This window comes from Flavivirga amylovorans (genome assembly GCF_030540875.1).
Taxonomy (GTDB): Bacteria; Bacteroidota; Bacteroidia; order Flavobacteriales; family Flavobacteriaceae; genus Flavivirga; species Flavivirga amylovorans.
This window is the reverse complement of the sequence record NZ_JAUOEM010000002.1, coordinates 173,699-190,123: the sequence shown is the minus strand read 5'-3', so window position 1 is coordinate 190,123 and position 16,425 is coordinate 173,699. Positions and strand designations below refer to the sequence as shown.

The window sequence follows — 16,425 nt, the reverse complement described above, 5'->3', positions numbered from 1 at the left end:
ATATATGGCTGCTGAATGGAAAGGAAAGTCCAGAGGTACAGTTCTAGGCTATAAAATATTCATATTTTGTATCAAAAAACTGGGATTGCGTTCGGCATACTTTATTTTATATTTTGTTGCTGCTTATTTCTGCCTTTTTGCTATGGATAGCACAAAAGCGACCTACTATTACTTCCATAAAAGACTAAAGTATTCCAAGTTTAAAAGTATCATAAGTATTTACAGATGTTATTTTGTTTTTGGGCAAACAATAATAGACAAAATTGCTATTTCTTCTGGGTTAAAGTCTAAATTCACATATGATTATGATGGTGTAGATCGTATAAAAGAAATACTAAAACAAAAAAAAGGAGGCATACTTATAAGTGGCCATATGGGTAATTTTGAAATTGCTCAACACTTTTTTGGAGAATTAGAAGAAAATGAATGCATCAGTTTACTCACAACTAATGTCGAGCATACAGCTATAAAAGATTACCTTGATAGTGTAACAAAAAAACCCAATATAAAAATTATTCTTATTAAAGAAGATCTTTCCCATATCTTTGAAATTAATGCAGCATTGGCAAGAAATGAAATTGTTTGTATAACAGGAGATCGTTACATTAAAGATTCAAAATATTTGAAAGAAGAATTATTAGGTAAAGAAACTAAGTTTCCAGCTGGCCCATTTCTTATAAGCTCACGATTACAAGTTCCTGTGCTTTTTGTATATGTCCTGAAAGAAACAAAAAAACACTACCACCTTTATGCAAGAACAGCCGAGATAAAGCATAGGGATGCTAAAGCATTACTAAAAGAATATACACAAAGCTTAGAATGGATGATTAAAAAATATCCATTGCAATGGTTTAATTATTTTGATTTTTGGGATGCAAAAAATAAGTAATAACATGAAGAATATTCTAGTTTTACATTATTCTCAATCTGGTCAATTAACAGAAATCGTAAATAATATAACGATGCCTCTTAATAATTCCAAAAACATAAAAGTTGTTCACCATCAAATAGAAATGGAAACGCCTTTTGCCTTTCCATGGAAAAAAAAAGATTTTTTAGATGTATTTCCAGAATCTTTTCTTCAAATCCCTTCAAAAATAAAACCGATTCCCCAAGCTATTCTAAATCAAAAATTCGATTTAGTAATTTTAGGGTATTCCGTTTGGTATTTAAGCCCATCTATTCCAACAAACTCCTTCTTCTGTAACCCAGAAGCCAAACAGTTACTGGCAAATACACCAGTAATTACAGTTATTGGTTGTAGAAATATGTGGATAATGGCTCAAGAAAAAATGAAAACATTACTTAAGGGATGTGGTTCGAAATTAGTTGGCAACATTGTTTTAAGAGATAGACATATAAATCACATAAGTGTTATTACCATAGTACAATGGATGTTTACCGGAAAGAAAAAGAAGTATTTAGGTATATTTCCTAAGCCAGGCGTATCTCAAAAAGATATTGACGAATCTTCAAGGTTTGGTAATACTATATTAGATCATGTAATCAATAATAATCTCGAAGACCTTCAAAAAAACCTAGTAAAAGAAAAAGCTGTACTAATAAAACCTTTTTTAGTTTTAGCAGATAAAAGAGCTAATATTTTATTTGGTAAATGGGCAAAACTTATCCATTCTAAAGGAAAGATAAGTATCAATAAGCGTGCAATTTGGATAAAAATGTTTAACTATTATTTATTATTTGCCATTTGGATTATTGCTCCCGTGGTTTTTATTTTATTTTTGCTGACTTATTTGCCTTTGTCTGGAAAGATAAAAAAGGATAAAAAATATTATTCATCTGTAGAAATTAAATAGAAGGGATTAAATGAAAGACGTTTACATAACAAGGATATCAAAATTTTTACCAAACAACCCTATTAGTAATGATGAAATGGAAAACATTTTAGGTCAAATTAATGGGAAGCCTTCTAGAGCAAAACGAATAGTATTAAGAAATAATGGGATAAAGGAGCGTTATTACGCTATTAATAGTCAAGGTAAAATCACCCATAGCAATGCAGAACTAACCCAAGAAGCCATTACAAAGTTATTTGACGATTCGTTTACTCAAAACTGTATGGAGTTATTATGCTGTGGCACCTCTTCTCCCGATCAATTATTGCCCTCACATGCAGCCATGGTTCATGGTTTATTAGCAAATAAAAATCTGGAGATAAACTCCGCTTCAGGTATTTGTTGTGCAGGTATGAGTTCTTTAAAGTTTGGGTTTTTATCTGTAAAATCAGGAAATTCAAACAATGCAGTTTGTACAGGATCTGAAAGATCTTCTACGCGAATACAGGCAAATATGTTTAATGAGGAAGCCGTGTCGCTTTCATCTTTAGAAGAGCAGCCTATCATAGCATTTAAAAAAGATTTTTTACGTTGGATGCTATCAGATGGAGCAGGTGCAATACTGTTAGAAAACAAAAAAAATGAAACAGGGACCTCTTTAAAAGTAGATTGGATGGAAGCCTATTCATATGCGCATGAATTGGAAACCTGTATGTATTCTGGTGGAGAAAAAATTGCCGATGGTTCTATTAAACCTTGGACAGAATACAGTTCTAAAGAATGGTTAGAAGAATCTATTTTTTCTGTAAAGCAAGATGTTAAAATTTTAGAAAAACACGTTATCAATAAAGGTGTCGAAAGTTTAGAACTGGTCTTTAAAAAACATGCTAAAGACCCCTCAGATATCGACTATTTTCTACCCCATTTATCGTCAAATTATTTTGCTGAAAAATTAAAAAATGGCATTAAAGAAAAAGGGTTGCAAATTCCAGAAAGTAGTTGGTTTACTAATTTAGATAAAGTAGGCAATGTTGGCTCTGCCTCTATTTACTTAATGCTTGAAGAATTAATGTATTCTGGAAAGTTGAAAAAAGGAGACAAAATAATGCTATCAGTGCCAGAAAGCGGAAGATTTTCTTACGCTTATGCACATTTAACTGTTTGTTAAAATGATTTTATTACAAAAACCAATTACAAATATTCAACACTTAATTCCACAAAAAGCACCTTTTGTAATGGTAGATAGTTTGTTAGGTTTTTCCGATACAAATGTAGTATCCTCATTAAAAGTTTTAGACACTAATATTTTTTTTGAAAACAAGGCACTATCTGAGCCTGGATTAATAGAAAATATGGCACAAACAGTGGCGCTACATACTGGATATGATTATTTTTTAAAAGGAGCCCCAGCACCAACAGGCTATATAGGTTCTATTAAAAAAATAGAGATCTCAATACTACCACAATTAAATGAAACTATAAAAACAGAAGCTCATATTTTACACGAATTTATGGGAGTGACCTTAGTTGAAATAACTGTTTATAATACCAAAAAAGAAAAAATTGCTTCAAGTATAATGAAAACTGTTATTGCAAGTTAATGATTGATCTTGATAAAATAGATGTCTCTGATTTTTTACCGCATCGCCCTCCATTTTTAATGGTAGACAAAGTTCTAACCCTTAGTGATGAAGAAGTCTCTACGTTATTTAAAATTAAAAAAGACAGTATTTTTGTCGAGAATAATTATTTTAACGAAATAGGATTAGTAGAAAATGCAGCTCAAACTTGCTCTTCAATAGTTGGCAAAAGTTTTTTTAATGATGATGATATTAAAGGAGAAGGTGCTAATCTAATTGGTTTTATTAGTGCTATTAAAAAAATAACAGTATTTTCTTGCCCCAAGGTTGGTAGTACGATAGTATCTAAAGCAAAATTAACATCAAGATATGACACGATTAATTATAGTATCTGTTCTTTAGAATGCAATATTTACGAAGAATCTGTTCAATTATTATCTTGTGAGATGAATTTAGTTATTAAAGATTTGAAGTAGTTTTATGAAAAAAAGTGATGTTCCTCAAGATACAAGTCATTTAAAAGCAGGCAACCATAAAGAGCTTTGTTATGCTGTTGATGATAAAGGGGAATATACTACAGCTCAGAGTACTGGCTGGAAACCTAAAGCAATTGCTTTAGATAATGCTATAGAAGAAATTAATAACCGTATCTCTAAAGCAAAAACTAGAGTGCTAAATAAAGAAACCAGTCCTATTGAGTATTATATGGAACTTCATAAAATGGATGTTGGTATTTTAGCTAGCTATGTAGGACTGTTTAAATGGCAAGTCAAAAGGCATTTTAAATTGAAAAGATTCAATAAATTATCTAAAAAAACATTGGAGAAATATGCTAATGTCTTTGAAATTTCGATGAATCAATTAAAGGATATTGATTATGGAAATTAATTTTACTCATCACCAAACTGCACATTGTGAAAATGGGGTCGTTTCAAATTTGATGAAGTATAATGGCTTTGATGTAAGTGAACCTATGGTATTTGGTATAGGCTCTGGCTTAATGTTTTGTTATATCCCTTTCTTAAAAGTAAATCATGCCCCAGCAATATCATACAGAACAATGCCAGGTCAAATTTTTAAACGATTTGCTAAACGCGTAGGAATAAAAATTAAAAAAGAAAAATTTAAAAAGCCACAGGATGCTGAGGCAGTATTAGATGAAAATTTAGAAAAAAACAATCCCGTTGGTCTTCAAGTTGGCGTTTATAATTTAGTATATTTTCCAGACGAATATCGTTTTCATTTTAATGCACATAATTTAATTGTATATGGCAAACAAGATGGAAACTATTTAATTAGTGATCCCGTTATGGAAACAGTTACGACTTTAACCAGTAAAGAATTAGAAAAAGTTCGTTTTGCTAAAGGTGCTTTTGCTCCAAATGGACACATGTATTATCCCGTAGGTTTTCCTAAAGAGCTAAATATAAAAGAGGCTATTATTAAAGGAATAAAAAATACTTGTAGAGATATGCTTGCACCAATGCCAATTATAGGTGTTAAAGGCATAAGGTATACAGCAAAATTAATACGTAAATGGCCTAAGAAAAAAGGCATTAAAGTAGCTAATCATTATTTAGGACAAATTGTTAGAATGCAAGAAGAAATTGGAACGGGAGGTGGTGGATTTAGATATATTTATGCAGCCTTTTTACAAGAGTCCAGTAAAATACTAAATAATAACAAATTGGCAGAATTATCCAAAGAAATGACAGTTATTGGTGATTTATGGAGGGATTTTGCTTTAGATGCCTCTCGTATTTATAAAAGCAGGAGTGCGAAAGATGATGCTTATAATCATGCGGCATCACAATTAGAAGCCATTGCAGACAAGGAAGAAACCTTCTTTAAAGAATTAAAAAAGGCCATATAAGAATGACACATGATTGAGATTAAACAATTATCTAAAAAGTATAAAGGAACAGATATATTTTCAGTGTCCGATTTAGACTTGTGTATTTCTGAAAAGGACATTTTTGGGCTGTTAGGTCCAAATGGCGCAGGAAAAACAACATTGATCTCGCTCTTATGCTCGTTAATTAAACCAACTTCAGGCTCATTTGTTATTAATGGTCTTACTTATAAAAAAAACAAAAATCAATTAAAACAGCTTATAGGTATAGTACCTCAAGAATATGCTTTATATCCAACTTTAACCGCTTTTGAAAACCTTATGTATTTTGGAAGCATGTATGGTTTAAAAGGAAACAAGTTAAAATTAAAAATAAAAGCAGCATTACAAACTCTAGGATTATCGCAATTCTCAAATAAAAAAATAAATACCTTTTCTGGTGGGATGAAACGTCGAATAAATTTAATTGCAAGTATTCTACACAATCCAAAAGTGTTGTTTTTGGATGAACCAACAGTAGGAGTCGATGTGCAATCCAAAAATGTCATCATAAATTATTTAAAAGAACTTAACGAAAAAGGAACGACTATAATTTATACATCACATCATCTAAATGAAGCCGAAGCCTTTTGTACTAAGGTAGCTATAATAGATCATGGAAGAATAATAACCCAAGGCCCCCCAAAAAGCTTAATTAGCGATCAAAAAAATGCCAATAACCTTGAAGATGTATTTTTAGCTCTAACTGGACATGCCTTAAGAGATCATGCGTAAACTACTAGCATCTACATATAAAGAGTTTTTATTACTTACCAGAGATATTGGTGGGATTGCCATATTATTCATTATGCCTTTAGTGTTAATAGTTACTATTACCATAATTCAAGATAGCACATTTAAAAGTGTAAGTGAAACTAAAATACCTATACTGTTAGTAGATAATGATAAAGGGTCTGTTTCTGAAACCATCATTAAAGGACTAAAAGAATCCAATATATTTGAAGTTATTAAAATTGCTATTGAAGAAGATGCCAAGAACTTGGTTTTTAAAGGAAAAAACCAATTAGCTATCGTAATTCCTGAAAACTTATCTTCAGATCTGGAAAAAAAAATAAACCAAAATGTTGAAGGCATTTTAGATAGATTTGGTTTAGATGAAGATGAAGTAGAAAATCAACCAAAAGAAATTTTCACAGCAAAAGAAGTCAAGTTATATTTTGATCCTGCAACACAGTTCTCTTTTAAAAACTCAGTGAAAAATGAGGTGGATAAAATGATTTCTAAAATAGAAACCCAATCTATTTACAATGCATTTCAAAAACAGATAACAGATGATCCTTCGGAAATCGTTTTTGAAACAGAAAACTTTATAAGTTTTAAAGAAATACTGCCAAAAAACAAAGATGAAAATATTATTCCAAACTCTGTTCAACATAATGTTCCTGCTTGGACGCTTTTTGCCATATTCTTTATTATTGTACCATTATCAATTAATATTGTAAAAGAAAAAAGCCAAGGTACTTTTGTACGGTTAAGAACAAATCCAGTATCTTATTTAACAGTACTTGGAGGAAAAACCGTCATCTATTTAATAGTTTGCTTAATTCAGTTTGTGTTGATGTTACTTATTGGGATTTATTTATTCCCAGCCATAGGATTACCAACATTAAATGTTTCTGGTAAATTTTCTCTTTTATTTTTAGTTGCTATTTTTGCTGGTTTAGCAGCTATTGGGCTAGGTCTGCTTTTGGGAACCATAGCCAAAACGCAAGAACAATCTGCTCCATTTGGAGCAACTTTTGTAGTTATTTTGGCTGCTTTGGGTGGTGTTTGGGTTCCAGTGTTTATTATGCCAGAATTTATGCAAACACTATCTAAGATTTCTCCTATGAATTGGGGGTTAAATGCATTTTATGATGTCTTTCTGAGGAATTCTAGTCTTTTGGAGATCGTTCCAGAAATAACATTACTATTTTTGTTTTTTATCATCACAACCTTAATTGCTATCGTTTATAATGAAAAGAAAAATGCAGTCTAAAAGCAATAAAGAAATTAGTTTCATCAGCAAGGTCAGGGTTCGGTTTGTTGAAACAGATCCTTTAGGAATTGTTTGGCATGGTAACTATATACAGTATTTCGAAGATGGAAGAGAAGCTTTTGGCAGACATCATGGTATTTCATATTTAAATCAAAAAGATTTTGGTTATGCAACACCAATTGTTAAATCAAGTAGCGAGCATAAATTACCATTGCGTTATGGAGATGTTGCCACAATAAAAACAATATATGTAGACAGTCGTGCTGCAAAAATGATTTTTAGATATGAAATTTTTAATCAAGAAGATCAACTTGTTTGCACTGGTGAAACAGTTCAGGTTTTTGTAGATCATACAGGTCAAGGGGAATTATCTTTAACAATTCCAGAGTTTTTCAAGAAATGGAAAGAAAAAGTAGGCCTTTTAGATGACTGAAGTTTACCTATCATATAATAATATAGTCTCATCACTTGGATTTGATAGCGAAACTGTTGTGGATAATATTCATAATCAAGTTTCCGGGTTACAGTTGATTGACGATAAAAATCTATTACCTCAACCTTTTTATTCATCAATAATAAATACAAAGGCATTAAGTGAGCGTTTTGAATATTTAAAAGATAAAGACCATTTTACTCGCTTAGAACAGATGATGATAACATCGTTAAATAATGTGATTCAATCGTCTAAAATTCCTTTAAACAAAAATGTTGGTTTAATTATTTCGACTACAAAAGGTAATATTGATGTTTTAGATAAAAACAGTAAATTCCCTAAAGAACGTGCTTATTTAAGTGTTTTAGGAAAAAAAATAAAAGATTTTTTTGGATTTAAAAACGATGCTATTGTTATTTCTAATGCTTGTGTTTCTGGGGTTTTAGCAGTTGCTGTTGCAAAACGTTATATCAATCAGGGTGTTTACGATCATGTATTTATTGTGAGTGGCGATATCGTTACAGAATTTATTTTGTCTGGATTCAATTCATTTCAGGCATTAAGTAACGCTCCTTGTAAACCCTACTGCAAAAATCGCTCTGGGATTAATATTGGCGAAGTTGCTGCAAGTATGTTGGTAACTAATAATAAAATAAGTCTGGCAAAAGAAGCTGTAACCATTTTAGGTGAAGGTTCTTGTAACGATGCCAATCACATTTCTGGACCTTCACGAACTGGAGAAGGGCTATTTAGAAGCATAACATCAGCCCTAAAAGAAGCAAATATATCGCATGAGAGTATCGATTATATTTCTGCTCATGGAACAGCGACACCATATAATGATGAGATGGAAGCCATTGCCTTCAATAGATTAGGCCTTCAAGATGTTCCTATAAATAGTTTAAAAGGTTATTTCGGGCATACTTTGGGAGCTTCCGGTTTATTAGAAACTATTGTTGGAATGCATTCACTCTATAATAACACCTTATACCCTTCTTTAGGTTTTGAAACATTAGGTGTTACACAGCCAATAAATATCATTACAAAAATAACCCCTAAAAAAATGAACTTTTTTCTTAAAACAGCGTCAGGTTTTGGTGGCAGTAATACAGCAGTAATATTTAAAAAAGTAAAAAAAGATAAAAATTAATTATGGAAAATACTACGTTAAGAGCTATTGACGCTATTCAAGAAGCACAAAAAATTGCTTTTGCTCCTTTTGTATTTCAAGCTACAGTTTCATTAAGAAAGCTAGGTGTTCTTAGCTTGATTTTTGATAAAAGGAAAAAAGGAGGCATTACAATAGATACCATGTCAAAAGAACTATCTGTTAGTCCTTATGGCATAGGTGTTTTATTAGAAATAGCCGAAAGTTCTGGTATTGTTAGTAAAGACGACACAGGTAATTATCAATTAACCACTACGGGTTATTTTTTAAATTATCATGAGACTGTAAACGTTAATATAAACTTTACAAATGATGTTTGTTATAAAGGCTTATTCCATTTAAATGAATCTATAAAAACCGGAAAGCCAGAAGGCTTAAAAGAACTTGGTAGTTGGAACACGGTTTATGAAGGGTTATCTCAATTAACACCCGAAATTCAAAAATCTTGGTTTGAATTTGATCATCATTATTCTGATGGAATATTTAATGATGCTTTAAAATTAGCTTTTAGAAGTAACCCAAATACCATATTCGATATTGGTGCTAACACAGGGAAATTTGCAATAAGCTGTTGTCACTATAATCAAGATGTATCCGTAAAAATAATTGATTTACCTGGGCAAATAAATATAGCACTCGACAATATTAAAAAAGAAGGCTTTGAAAAAAGAGTTTCCAGTTATGCGATAGATTGGTTAAAAGACAATCCTCAAATTCCAAATGGAGCAGACGTTATATGGATGTGCCAATTTTTAGATTGTTTCTCTGAAGAAGAAATTCTTAAGGTATTAACAACTTGTGTTGCCTCCATGGACGATAATACCGAACTGTTGATAATGGAGACGTTTACAGACAGACAGAGATTTGATAATGCTAAATTTATTTTAGAAGCAACCTCTCTTTACTTTACTGTATTAGCAAATGGAAATAGCAAAATGTATCCAGCGGAAGTGTTTTTAAAATTAATTGATAAAGCCGGACTTGTAATTAAAGAAGATATTAGTATTGGAGAATATCATACGATGTTCGTTTGCAAAAAAAAGTAATAGACTATGAATTCTAAATATCATATAACTTCTTTTTGCAGCATTAAAAACAATACGGTATCCTTAAATGGTTCCGTGATTTATAATGACGAAAACAATGATTTTTTAGAATTTATAAAAGCAGCGTATAAATCTTTTGAAACAGATTATACGAAATTTTTTAAAATGGATGCTTTAAGCAAATTGGCATTTTTAGCTGCAGATGTTTTATTAAAAAACGAAGATTTAAACCAGGAAGAAGAAAATAATATCGCTATTGTATTCTCAAACAAAGCATCTAGCATCGATACAGATAGAAAGCATCAAAAGTCCATTCAAGATAAAGATGATTACTTTCCAAGCCCAGCTGTTTTTGTGTACACATTACCAAATATTTGTATTGGAGAAATTAGTATAAAATACAAGCTGTTTTCTGAAAATAGTTTTTTTATCTTTGACGCTTTTAACGCACAACATTTGTTGGACTATACCAATAGTTTATTGTCGACAGATAAAACAGAGAAGGTGCTATGTGGTTGGGTTGAATTAGATGGAGATCACTATGAAGCATTTTTATATTTGGTTACAAAAAAAGGATTAACAACACATAATAAAGAAAATATACTAAAATTATATAATACATAATATGGACGATTTAAAACAAGAACTAAAAGAAAATATTGTAGAGCAGCTAAACCTTGAGGATATTGCAGTAGAAGATATAGATGACAACGATATGTTATTTGGAGATGGTTTGGGTTTAGATTCCATTGATGCATTAGAACTTATTGTCATGCTAGATAAAAATTATGGTATTAAATTAACAGATCCAAAAGAAGGACGTGCTATTTTTGAATCTATTGATGTTATGGCTAAATATATTTTTGAGAATAGAACAAAGTAAAATATTTAATCATTTTTACGAGTGCCAGTACCTCTATATAACTAGAAGTTGTCAAATCGTTCATAAAAACACCATCACAAATTCAGAAATGGTTATCGATTGTTGTTTAACCTCTAATAAGTTTCCTATCTTCACAGGAATGATAAAATATGAGTAAAGGCATAGCTATTACCGGAATGGGAATTATTTCTTCTATTGGAAACAATGTAGAAGAGAATTACAGGTCACTTATAGAAGGTAAAACTGGAATTTCAAGAATTTCAAAAATCAAAACCCTTCATAGGGATCATATTATGGTTGGCGAAATTGCTTTTACAAACCAAGAATTAGAACAACAACTTGGTCTAACACCAGATAATAATTATTCCCGAACGGCATTACTAGGTGCAATCGCAGCAAAACAAGCTGTTGAAAACGCAGGTATTTCTAATATAAACACTTATAAAACTGGGTTAATATCAGCAACAAGTGTTGGTGGAATGGATAAGACCGAAGCATATTATTATGATTATTTTGAAAACAAAGCAACTCAAAAGTATATAGCTGGGCACCATGCAGGACATTCTACTCAAAAAATCGCAGAACAATTAGGAATAGAACAAAGTTTAGTAACAACAATAAGCACAGCTTGTTCTTCTGCTGCGAATTCGATTATGCTTGGCGCCAGATTAATAAAATCTGGACAATTAGACAGAGTTATTGTTGGAGGATCGGACTGTTTATCAAAATTCACTATAAATGGTTTTAAAACCTTAATGATTTTATCAGATACATACAATACACCTTTTGATGAAAACAGAAAAGGATTAAATTTAGGTGAAGCTGCTGCCTTTTTAGTGTTGGAGTCTGATGAGGTCGTGCAAGCCGAAAACAAACCTGTTTTAGCTTATGTAAAAGGCTATGGTAATGCCAATGATGCTTATCATCAAACAGCATCATCTGAAAATGGAGATGGCGCAACGCTAGCTATGCAAAAAGCGTTAAAGGTAGCCGAACTACCTTCAAGTGATATTGATTATATTAATGCACATGGCACGGCAACCGGAAATAATGATTTATCTGAAGGGAGAGCTATCTTAAGAGTCTTTGAAGAAGGTGTTCCTGATTTTAGTTCTACAAAAGCATATACGGGACATACACTGGCTGCAGCTGGAGCTATTGAAGCTGTGTATTCTGTTTTGGCACTTCAGAATAATGTAGTCTATCCCAATCTGAATTTTAAAACTCCGATGAAAGAATTTAGTATGACCCCGCAATTGGAGCTTAAAGAAAAAGAATTGCATACCGTATTATCAAACTCATTAGGCTTTGGAGGCAATTGTTCAACTATTATTTTTTCTAAAAAACAATGAAAGCCGTTTATATAAATAGTGTTGGTTCCATTTCATCCCAAAAAACGTTTGATAATTCATCGTTTTTAGATGACATTATTTCTTATGAAGACCATATCATTTTAGCAGTAGATCCAAACTACAAAGACTATATTTCTCCCGCAAATTCCCGTAGAATGGGAAAAGGGATTAAAATGGGAGTTGTAGCTTCTAAAATAGCTTTAAATGAGGCTAATTTAGACACAGTAGATGCTATCATTACAGGAACAGGAATGGGATGCCTTAGGGATTCTAAGAAATTTTTAAGTGCCATTATAGATAATGATGAACAGTTTTTAACACCAACATCTTTTATACAATCTACACACAACACTGTTGGAGGACAAATAGCACTTGGTTTACAATGTAAAGGTTATAATTTCACCTATGTACATGCAAGTATTTCTTTTGAATCTGCAGTATTGGATGCGAAGTTAATGTTAGAAAACAATGAAGCCAATACTATTTTGGTTGGAGGTGTTGATGAAATTGAAGATTATACATGCTCCTTACATAAGCTCGTTAATCATATAAAAAAAGAAAAAGTAAGTTCCACAGATTTATTGCATTCTAAAACAGAGGGAGCTGTTTTTAGTGAAGGTGCAAATTTCTTTGTGTTATCTAATCTTAAACAAGACTCTAGCTATGCTCAAATTGTAGCAATAAGTACATACAACACATTAAATACAAATATTACCGATGTTGCCAATACATTCTTAAAAGAGAATAACTTAAATATTGAAGCTATAGACCTTTTGGTTTTAGGAAACAATGGGGATATTGCGCATGACAGTTTTTATAATGAATTAAGTTCAGGAATTTTTGAAAACACACAACAAGTTTATTACAAACATTTGTGTGGTGAATTTAACACGGCATCGTCATTTGGTATGTGGTTAGCATCCAAAATTTTGAAAACTCAAAAACTTCCAGAAGCGGTAAAACTTAACACTGTTCAAGTTTCAAATTACAAAACTATTTTACTTTACAATCAATATAGAGGAGAGAATCATAGCTTCACTTTATTGCGTAGATGCTAAACTATAAATCAGTAAATATAATTACAGTTATAGCCTCGCTTGTTTTACTATTTGTAAGCTACTTTTATAAATGGTCCTTGTGGCCTTTAATCATATTGGCTATTATTTGGTTTTTGGTTACCACAGCCGGTTCTTTTTTTGTGAAATGGAATTACCATCTTAAATCGCTTCATTCTAATAAAACAATTAAAGAAAATAGAATCGCTATTACTTTTGATGACGGTCCACACCCAGAATTCACACCCAAAGTTCTAGAGCTTTTAAAAAAACACAATGCCAAAGCGACTTTTTTTTGTGTCGGCAAACATATTGAAGCATATCCGAATGTATTCAAAGAGATTATAAAACAGGGGCATACTATTGGTAATCACACCTATACACATGCTAATAATTTTGGTTTTTTTAAAACTAAAAAGGTCATTAGAGAATTACGAAAAACGAATGACATTGTAAAAAATATCATGGGTTTTACAATGCAATTATACAGACCGGCTTTTGGTGTTACCAACCCAAGAATAAAAAGAGCCATAAAAGAAACCCAATTGCAGTCTATAGGCTGGAATGTCCGCTCTTTAGATACCACATCAAGAACCCCCGATAGGATATTTAAGCGCGTTACAAAAAACCTTTCAAAAGGCGATGTTATTTTGCTTCACGATACAAGTTTAAAAACAATTACAGTATTGGAACAGTTATTGCTATTTTTACAGAAACAAAATATAGAATCTGTTACCATAGACTCTCTATTTAACATAAAAGCATATGCGTAATATTATTTATATATTATTTTTTATGGGCACTCTACTGCATGCACAAACCAAAATGAGCACAGCAGAATCAGCAACTTTAAAAGCTAAGGTAAAAACACAAGCAGCTACAATAAAAACCTTATTAAGCGACTTTACGCAATACAAACATTTGGACTTTTTATCTAACGATATTACGTCTTCGGGTAAACTGTCGTTTAAATCTCCCAATATGGTAAAATGGGAATATCTAACACCTTTTAAATATGCTGTTTTATTTAAAAATGAAACCCTTTTTATTAATGATGAAGGTAAAAAAAGTAATATAGATATTGGGTCAAGCAAGATGTTCAAACAACTAAACACCCTAATTATAAATAGCGTAAAAGGGGATTTGTTTGATGAAAATGAATTTGATATTACATATTTTAAAGATGGTGTCAATAGTAAAGTTTACTTTAATCCAAAGGACAAAAAGTTTTCGAAATACATAAAAGCATTTCAGATACTATTCAATGAGGAAGGCGATGTTGTAGAATTGAAAATGATAGAACCATCAGAGGATTATACAAAAATTGTTTTTAGTAATCGAATAGTAAACACAAACCTATCAGATGCGATATTTAATCAGTAGTTTCTGTTTACTTTTTATAGCATGTGGTCCGTATCCTAAAAAACATAATTTTCAACTACGGACAACATCAAATAAAACAATTCATAATCCATACTTTTCAGATGAAAAAAAAGATTATGTCTATAAGGCAAATATTGCAGTTTATGATAAACTTTTTAGCGGTATTTTTATAGTGAAAAAACTAGGAGAAGCTAACCATCGCATCGTATTTACAACAGAAATGGGGAATAAAATTTTCGACTTTTCCTTTTTGAATGATACTTTTAAGGTTAATTTCATTATTGAAGCTATCGATAAAGCTATTTTAATTAACATCTTAAAAAAAGATTTTAAAGCGCTTATTCAAGAAAAAATACCGGTTATTAAATCGTATTCATTACAAGACACTCTAATTTATGAAACTGCTTTAAGCAACAAAAAACATTTTTATTTTAAAACACAACAGTTAAATAAAATTATACGTGTTAAAAATGCAAAAGAAAAAGTCACTTTTTTATTTTTAGAAATTAATAATATCATTGCAAATCAAATTAAAATTTTACATTCAAATATTAAACTAAAAATTAATTTAAAATCAATTAATTAAATGAAAAAATCACTTTTAACATGGACGTTGATCGCAGTAAGCGCAATCGCCTTTTCCCAAATAACAATTAAGCCAGGCGTTAGAGCTGGTGCTAATTTTTCAAATTTCACGAACACCGATTTAGATAGTAAAACAGATTTATATATTGGGGCACTTGCCGAAATTAAATTTGTAAGTTTTTATGCATTGCAACCAGAAATAAATTATTCAAGACAAGGAGGCAAAGCTATAGTTTCTGGATCTGATGATTTAGAAATCCAGTATTTAGGCATCGCTTTAGCAAACAAATTTTATCCTTCTAAAGCAATTGGCTTACATGCCATTGTTGGCCCTGCTATAAATATTAAAGTAAGCGATAATTTTGAGAACAATTTTAATGACGATGCAGAAGGTTTTGATTTCTTATTTTTTGGTGGTCTAGGTTTTGATTTTCCTTTTGGTTTAGGCATTGAAGCTAGATATAATATAGGAATAGTTGATATTTTTGGAAGCAATGTTAACAACACCAATGGAAATAATAATGTAGATGATTTAATATTGAACAAGGTTTTCCAAATAGGAGCTATTTATAAGTTCGATTTTTAAATGAGTATATTGCCAGTCATATAAAATATTAAATTTACGAGCCTTGAATCAATAAATAAAAAATCATGAAAAATGTTTTATTTATCTTAGTAGCATTTGGAATTTTCACAAGCTCCTATTCGCAAACAAAAAAATCGTTCGGAATACGTGGTGGAATTAACCTGTCTAATCTTTCTAATGCCAACTTAGACCAAAAAACAAGTGGGTATTTTAGTGTCTTTGGGCATTTTAGATTTTCAGATTTATATGCGTTACAACCAGAAATAGGATATTCCAATCAGGGTGGACGCGCTAGAAATATTTCCAATATTGACGATATTGAAATACATTATATTTCAATCTCAGCAATCAATAAATTCTTTGTTAAAGATTCTGGATTTCATTTTTTAATTGGTCCTGGGTTTGATTTTGACGTAGACGATACTGTCATTGGAATCTCAAATAGAGACGAAGGAAACGATGTTACCTTTATAGATCTTACTATTAATCTTGGTATTGGATTAGAGTTTAAAAATGGATTAGGTTTTGAAGCCAGATACAAGCAAGGATTGATAGATGTTTTTTCAGGTACTTGGCACGATTTTGAATCGGAGCAGTATCAAGATGAGATCCAATTTAATGGCGTATTTCAATTGGGGCTATTTTATAAATTCAATTTTTAAACAAAT

Annotated in this window: 21 protein-coding genes; all 21 read left to right on the top strand. The window is 31.2% G+C overall.

Translation table 11 applies throughout. The features are described from left to right. Positions 1–4 precede the first annotated feature (4 nt). The 21 genes from Q4Q39_RS06040 (at position 5) to Q4Q39_RS05940 (ending at position 16,419) form a co-directional block, all read left to right on the top strand. Positions 5–889 carry a lysophospholipid acyltransferase family protein gene (locus Q4Q39_RS06040; protein ID WP_303281511.1) on the top strand — a complete coding sequence of 295 codons (885 nt, stop codon included), beginning with the start codon at positions 5–7 and terminating at the stop codon, positions 887–889. A gap of 4 nt (positions 890–893) precedes the next feature. Then, complete coding sequence (locus tag Q4Q39_RS06035; protein ID WP_303281510.1) at positions 894–1,817, top strand: dialkylrecorsinol condensing enzyme DarA; 924 nt, start codon at positions 894–896, stop codon at positions 1,815–1,817. A gap of 10 nt (positions 1,818–1,827) precedes the next feature. Beyond that, the gene (gene darB / locus Q4Q39_RS06030; RefSeq protein ID WP_303281509.1) at positions 1,828–2,964 is read left to right on the top strand and encodes a dialkylresorcinol biosynthesis protein DarB; all 1,137 of its coding nucleotides are present in this window, start codon (positions 1,828–1,830) and stop codon (positions 2,962–2,964) included. Position 2,965: 1 nt separating this feature from the next. Continuing rightward, a complete protein-coding gene (locus Q4Q39_RS06025) occupies positions 2,966–3,397 on the top strand; it encodes a hotdog family protein (RefSeq protein WP_303281508.1) in 432 nt (143 codons plus the stop codon). Then, the gene (locus Q4Q39_RS06020; protein ID WP_303281507.1) at positions 3,397–3,852 is read left to right on the top strand and encodes a hotdog family protein; all 456 of its coding nucleotides are present in this window, start codon (positions 3,397–3,399) and stop codon (positions 3,850–3,852) included. Before Q4Q39_RS06025 ends, Q4Q39_RS06020 begins: the two co-directional genes overlap by 1 nt. 4 nt (positions 3,853–3,856) lie before the next feature. Beyond that, complete coding sequence (DarG, locus tag Q4Q39_RS06015) at positions 3,857–4,264, top strand: flexirubin biosynthesis protein DarG (protein WP_303281506.1); 408 nt, start codon at positions 3,857–3,859, stop codon at positions 4,262–4,264. Next, the gene (darH, locus tag Q4Q39_RS06010) at positions 4,254–5,249 is read left to right on the top strand and encodes a BtrH-related acyltransferase DarH (RefSeq protein ID WP_303281505.1); all 996 of its coding nucleotides are present in this window, start codon (positions 4,254–4,256) and stop codon (positions 5,247–5,249) included. The genes DarG and darH overlap by 11 nt, the downstream gene beginning before the upstream one ends. Positions 5,250–5,258: 9 nt before the next feature. Further along, positions 5,259–6,002: an ABC transporter ATP-binding protein gene (locus Q4Q39_RS06005; protein WP_303281504.1), complete on the top strand. Its 744-nt coding sequence runs from the start codon at positions 5,259–5,261 to the stop codon at positions 6,000–6,002. Then, positions 5,995–7,266: an ABC transporter permease gene (locus Q4Q39_RS06000; RefSeq protein ID WP_303281503.1), complete on the top strand. Its 1,272-nt coding sequence runs from the start codon at positions 5,995–5,997 to the stop codon at positions 7,264–7,266. Before Q4Q39_RS06005 ends, Q4Q39_RS06000 begins: the two co-directional genes overlap by 8 nt. After that, positions 7,256–7,699 carry an acyl-CoA thioesterase gene (locus Q4Q39_RS05995; protein ID WP_303281502.1) on the top strand — a complete coding sequence of 148 codons (444 nt, stop codon included), beginning with the start codon at positions 7,256–7,258 and terminating at the stop codon, positions 7,697–7,699. The genes Q4Q39_RS06000 and Q4Q39_RS05995 overlap by 11 nt, the downstream gene beginning before the upstream one ends. After that, entirely contained in the window at positions 7,692–8,849 is a 1,158-nt protein-coding gene (locus Q4Q39_RS05990; protein ID WP_303281501.1) for a beta-ketoacyl-[acyl-carrier-protein] synthase family protein, read from the top strand. The genes Q4Q39_RS05995 and Q4Q39_RS05990 overlap by 8 nt, the downstream gene beginning before the upstream one ends. Before the next feature lie 2 nt (positions 8,850–8,851). Further along, positions 8,852–9,913 carry a methyltransferase gene (locus tag Q4Q39_RS05985; protein ID WP_303281500.1) on the top strand — a complete coding sequence of 354 codons (1,062 nt, stop codon included), beginning with the start codon at positions 8,852–8,854 and terminating at the stop codon, positions 9,911–9,913. 6 nt (positions 9,914–9,919) lie between these two features. Next, positions 9,920–10,537, top strand: a complete 618-nt coding sequence (locus tag Q4Q39_RS05980) for a 3-oxoacyl-ACP synthase (protein ID WP_303281499.1) — start codon at positions 9,920–9,922, stop codon at positions 10,535–10,537. 1 nt (position 10,538) lies between these two features. Then, positions 10,539–10,796: a phosphopantetheine-binding protein gene (locus Q4Q39_RS05975; RefSeq protein WP_135877410.1), complete on the top strand. Its 258-nt coding sequence runs from the start codon at positions 10,539–10,541 to the stop codon at positions 10,794–10,796. 149 nt (positions 10,797–10,945) lie between these two features. Then, complete coding sequence (locus Q4Q39_RS05970) at positions 10,946–12,148, top strand: beta-ketoacyl-[acyl-carrier-protein] synthase family protein (RefSeq protein ID WP_303281498.1); 1,203 nt, start codon at positions 10,946–10,948, stop codon at positions 12,146–12,148. Next, on the top strand, positions 12,145–13,206 hold the full coding sequence (locus tag Q4Q39_RS05965) for a beta-ketoacyl synthase N-terminal-like domain-containing protein (RefSeq protein WP_303281497.1): 1,062 nt from the start codon (positions 12,145–12,147) through the stop codon (positions 13,204–13,206). The genes Q4Q39_RS05970 and Q4Q39_RS05965 overlap by 4 nt, the downstream gene beginning before the upstream one ends. After that, positions 13,200–13,976 carry a polysaccharide deacetylase family protein gene (locus tag Q4Q39_RS05960; RefSeq protein WP_303281496.1) on the top strand — a complete coding sequence of 259 codons (777 nt, stop codon included), beginning with the start codon at positions 13,200–13,202 and terminating at the stop codon, positions 13,974–13,976. Before Q4Q39_RS05965 ends, Q4Q39_RS05960 begins: the two co-directional genes overlap by 7 nt. Further along, positions 13,969–14,586, top strand: a complete 618-nt coding sequence (lolA2, locus tag Q4Q39_RS05955; RefSeq protein WP_486320961.1) for a flexirubin biosynthesis/transport protein LolA2 — start codon at positions 13,969–13,971, stop codon at positions 14,584–14,586. Before Q4Q39_RS05960 ends, lolA2 begins: the two co-directional genes overlap by 8 nt. Beyond that, complete coding sequence (gene lolB2, locus Q4Q39_RS05950) at positions 14,567–15,172, top strand: flexirubin biosynthesis protein LolB2 (RefSeq protein ID WP_303281494.1); 606 nt, start codon at positions 14,567–14,569, stop codon at positions 15,170–15,172. Before lolA2 ends, lolB2 begins: the two co-directional genes overlap by 20 nt. Further along, positions 15,173–15,757, top strand: a complete 585-nt coding sequence (locus Q4Q39_RS05945) for an outer membrane beta-barrel protein (RefSeq protein WP_303281493.1) — start codon at positions 15,173–15,175, stop codon at positions 15,755–15,757. Between the two features lie 65 nt (positions 15,758–15,822). Further along, positions 15,823–16,419 (top strand): porin family protein, encoded by a 597-nt coding sequence (locus Q4Q39_RS05940; protein ID WP_303281492.1) that lies wholly within the window; start codon positions 15,823–15,825, stop codon positions 16,417–16,419. The last annotated feature ends 6 nt before the right edge of the window (positions 16,420–16,425 follow it).

Excerpts from the sequence above, each read along its gene's own strand:
- darH (WP_303281505.1), top strand. The coding sequence starts at position 4,254 with ATGGAAATTAATTTTACTCATCACCAAACTGCACATTGTGAAAATGGG.
- Q4Q39_RS05945 (WP_303281493.1), top strand. The coding sequence starts at position 15,173 with ATGAAAAAATCACTTTTAACATGGACGTTGATCGCAGTAAGCGCAATC.
- Q4Q39_RS05965 (WP_303281497.1), top strand. The coding sequence starts at position 12,145 with ATGAAAGCCGTTTATATAAATAGTGTTGGTTCCATTTCATCCCAAAAA.
- Q4Q39_RS05975 (WP_135877410.1), top strand. The coding sequence starts at position 10,539 with ATGGACGATTTAAAACAAGAACTAAAAGAAAATATTGTAGAGCAGCTA.
- Q4Q39_RS06000 (WP_303281503.1), top strand. The coding sequence starts at position 5,995 with ATGCGTAAACTACTAGCATCTACATATAAAGAGTTTTTATTACTTACC.
- lolB2 (WP_303281494.1), top strand. The coding sequence starts at position 14,567 with ATGCGATATTTAATCAGTAGTTTCTGTTTACTTTTTATAGCATGTGGT.
- DarG (WP_303281506.1), top strand. The coding sequence starts at position 3,857 with ATGAAAAAAAGTGATGTTCCTCAAGATACAAGTCATTTAAAAGCAGGC.
- Q4Q39_RS05970 (WP_303281498.1), top strand. The coding sequence starts at position 10,946 with ATGAGTAAAGGCATAGCTATTACCGGAATGGGAATTATTTCTTCTATT.
- Q4Q39_RS06035 (WP_303281510.1), top strand. The coding sequence starts at position 894 with ATGAAGAATATTCTAGTTTTACATTATTCTCAATCTGGTCAATTAACA.
- Q4Q39_RS05960 (WP_303281496.1), top strand. The coding sequence starts at position 13,200 with ATGCTAAACTATAAATCAGTAAATATAATTACAGTTATAGCCTCGCTT.
- darB (WP_303281509.1), top strand. The coding sequence starts at position 1,828 with ATGAAAGACGTTTACATAACAAGGATATCAAAATTTTTACCAAACAAC.
- Q4Q39_RS06040 (WP_303281511.1), top strand. The coding sequence starts at position 5 with ATGGCTGCTGAATGGAAAGGAAAGTCCAGAGGTACAGTTCTAGGCTAT.
- Q4Q39_RS05990 (WP_303281501.1), top strand. The coding sequence starts at position 7,692 with ATGACTGAAGTTTACCTATCATATAATAATATAGTCTCATCACTTGGA.
- lolA2 (WP_486320961.1), top strand. The coding sequence starts at position 13,969 with ATGCGTAATATTATTTATATATTATTTTTTATGGGCACTCTACTGCAT.
- Q4Q39_RS06025 (WP_303281508.1), top strand. The coding sequence starts at position 2,966 with ATGATTTTATTACAAAAACCAATTACAAATATTCAACACTTAATTCCA.
- Q4Q39_RS05995 (WP_303281502.1), top strand. The coding sequence starts at position 7,256 with ATGCAGTCTAAAAGCAATAAAGAAATTAGTTTCATCAGCAAGGTCAGG.
- Q4Q39_RS05980 (WP_303281499.1), top strand. The coding sequence starts at position 9,920 with ATGAATTCTAAATATCATATAACTTCTTTTTGCAGCATTAAAAACAAT.
- Q4Q39_RS06020 (WP_303281507.1), top strand. The coding sequence starts at position 3,397 with ATGATTGATCTTGATAAAATAGATGTCTCTGATTTTTTACCGCATCGC.
- Q4Q39_RS05940 (WP_303281492.1), top strand. The coding sequence starts at position 15,823 with ATGAAAAATGTTTTATTTATCTTAGTAGCATTTGGAATTTTCACAAGC.
- Q4Q39_RS06005 (WP_303281504.1), top strand. The coding sequence starts at position 5,259 with ATGATTGAGATTAAACAATTATCTAAAAAGTATAAAGGAACAGATATA.
- Q4Q39_RS05985 (WP_303281500.1), top strand. The coding sequence starts at position 8,852 with ATGGAAAATACTACGTTAAGAGCTATTGACGCTATTCAAGAAGCACAA.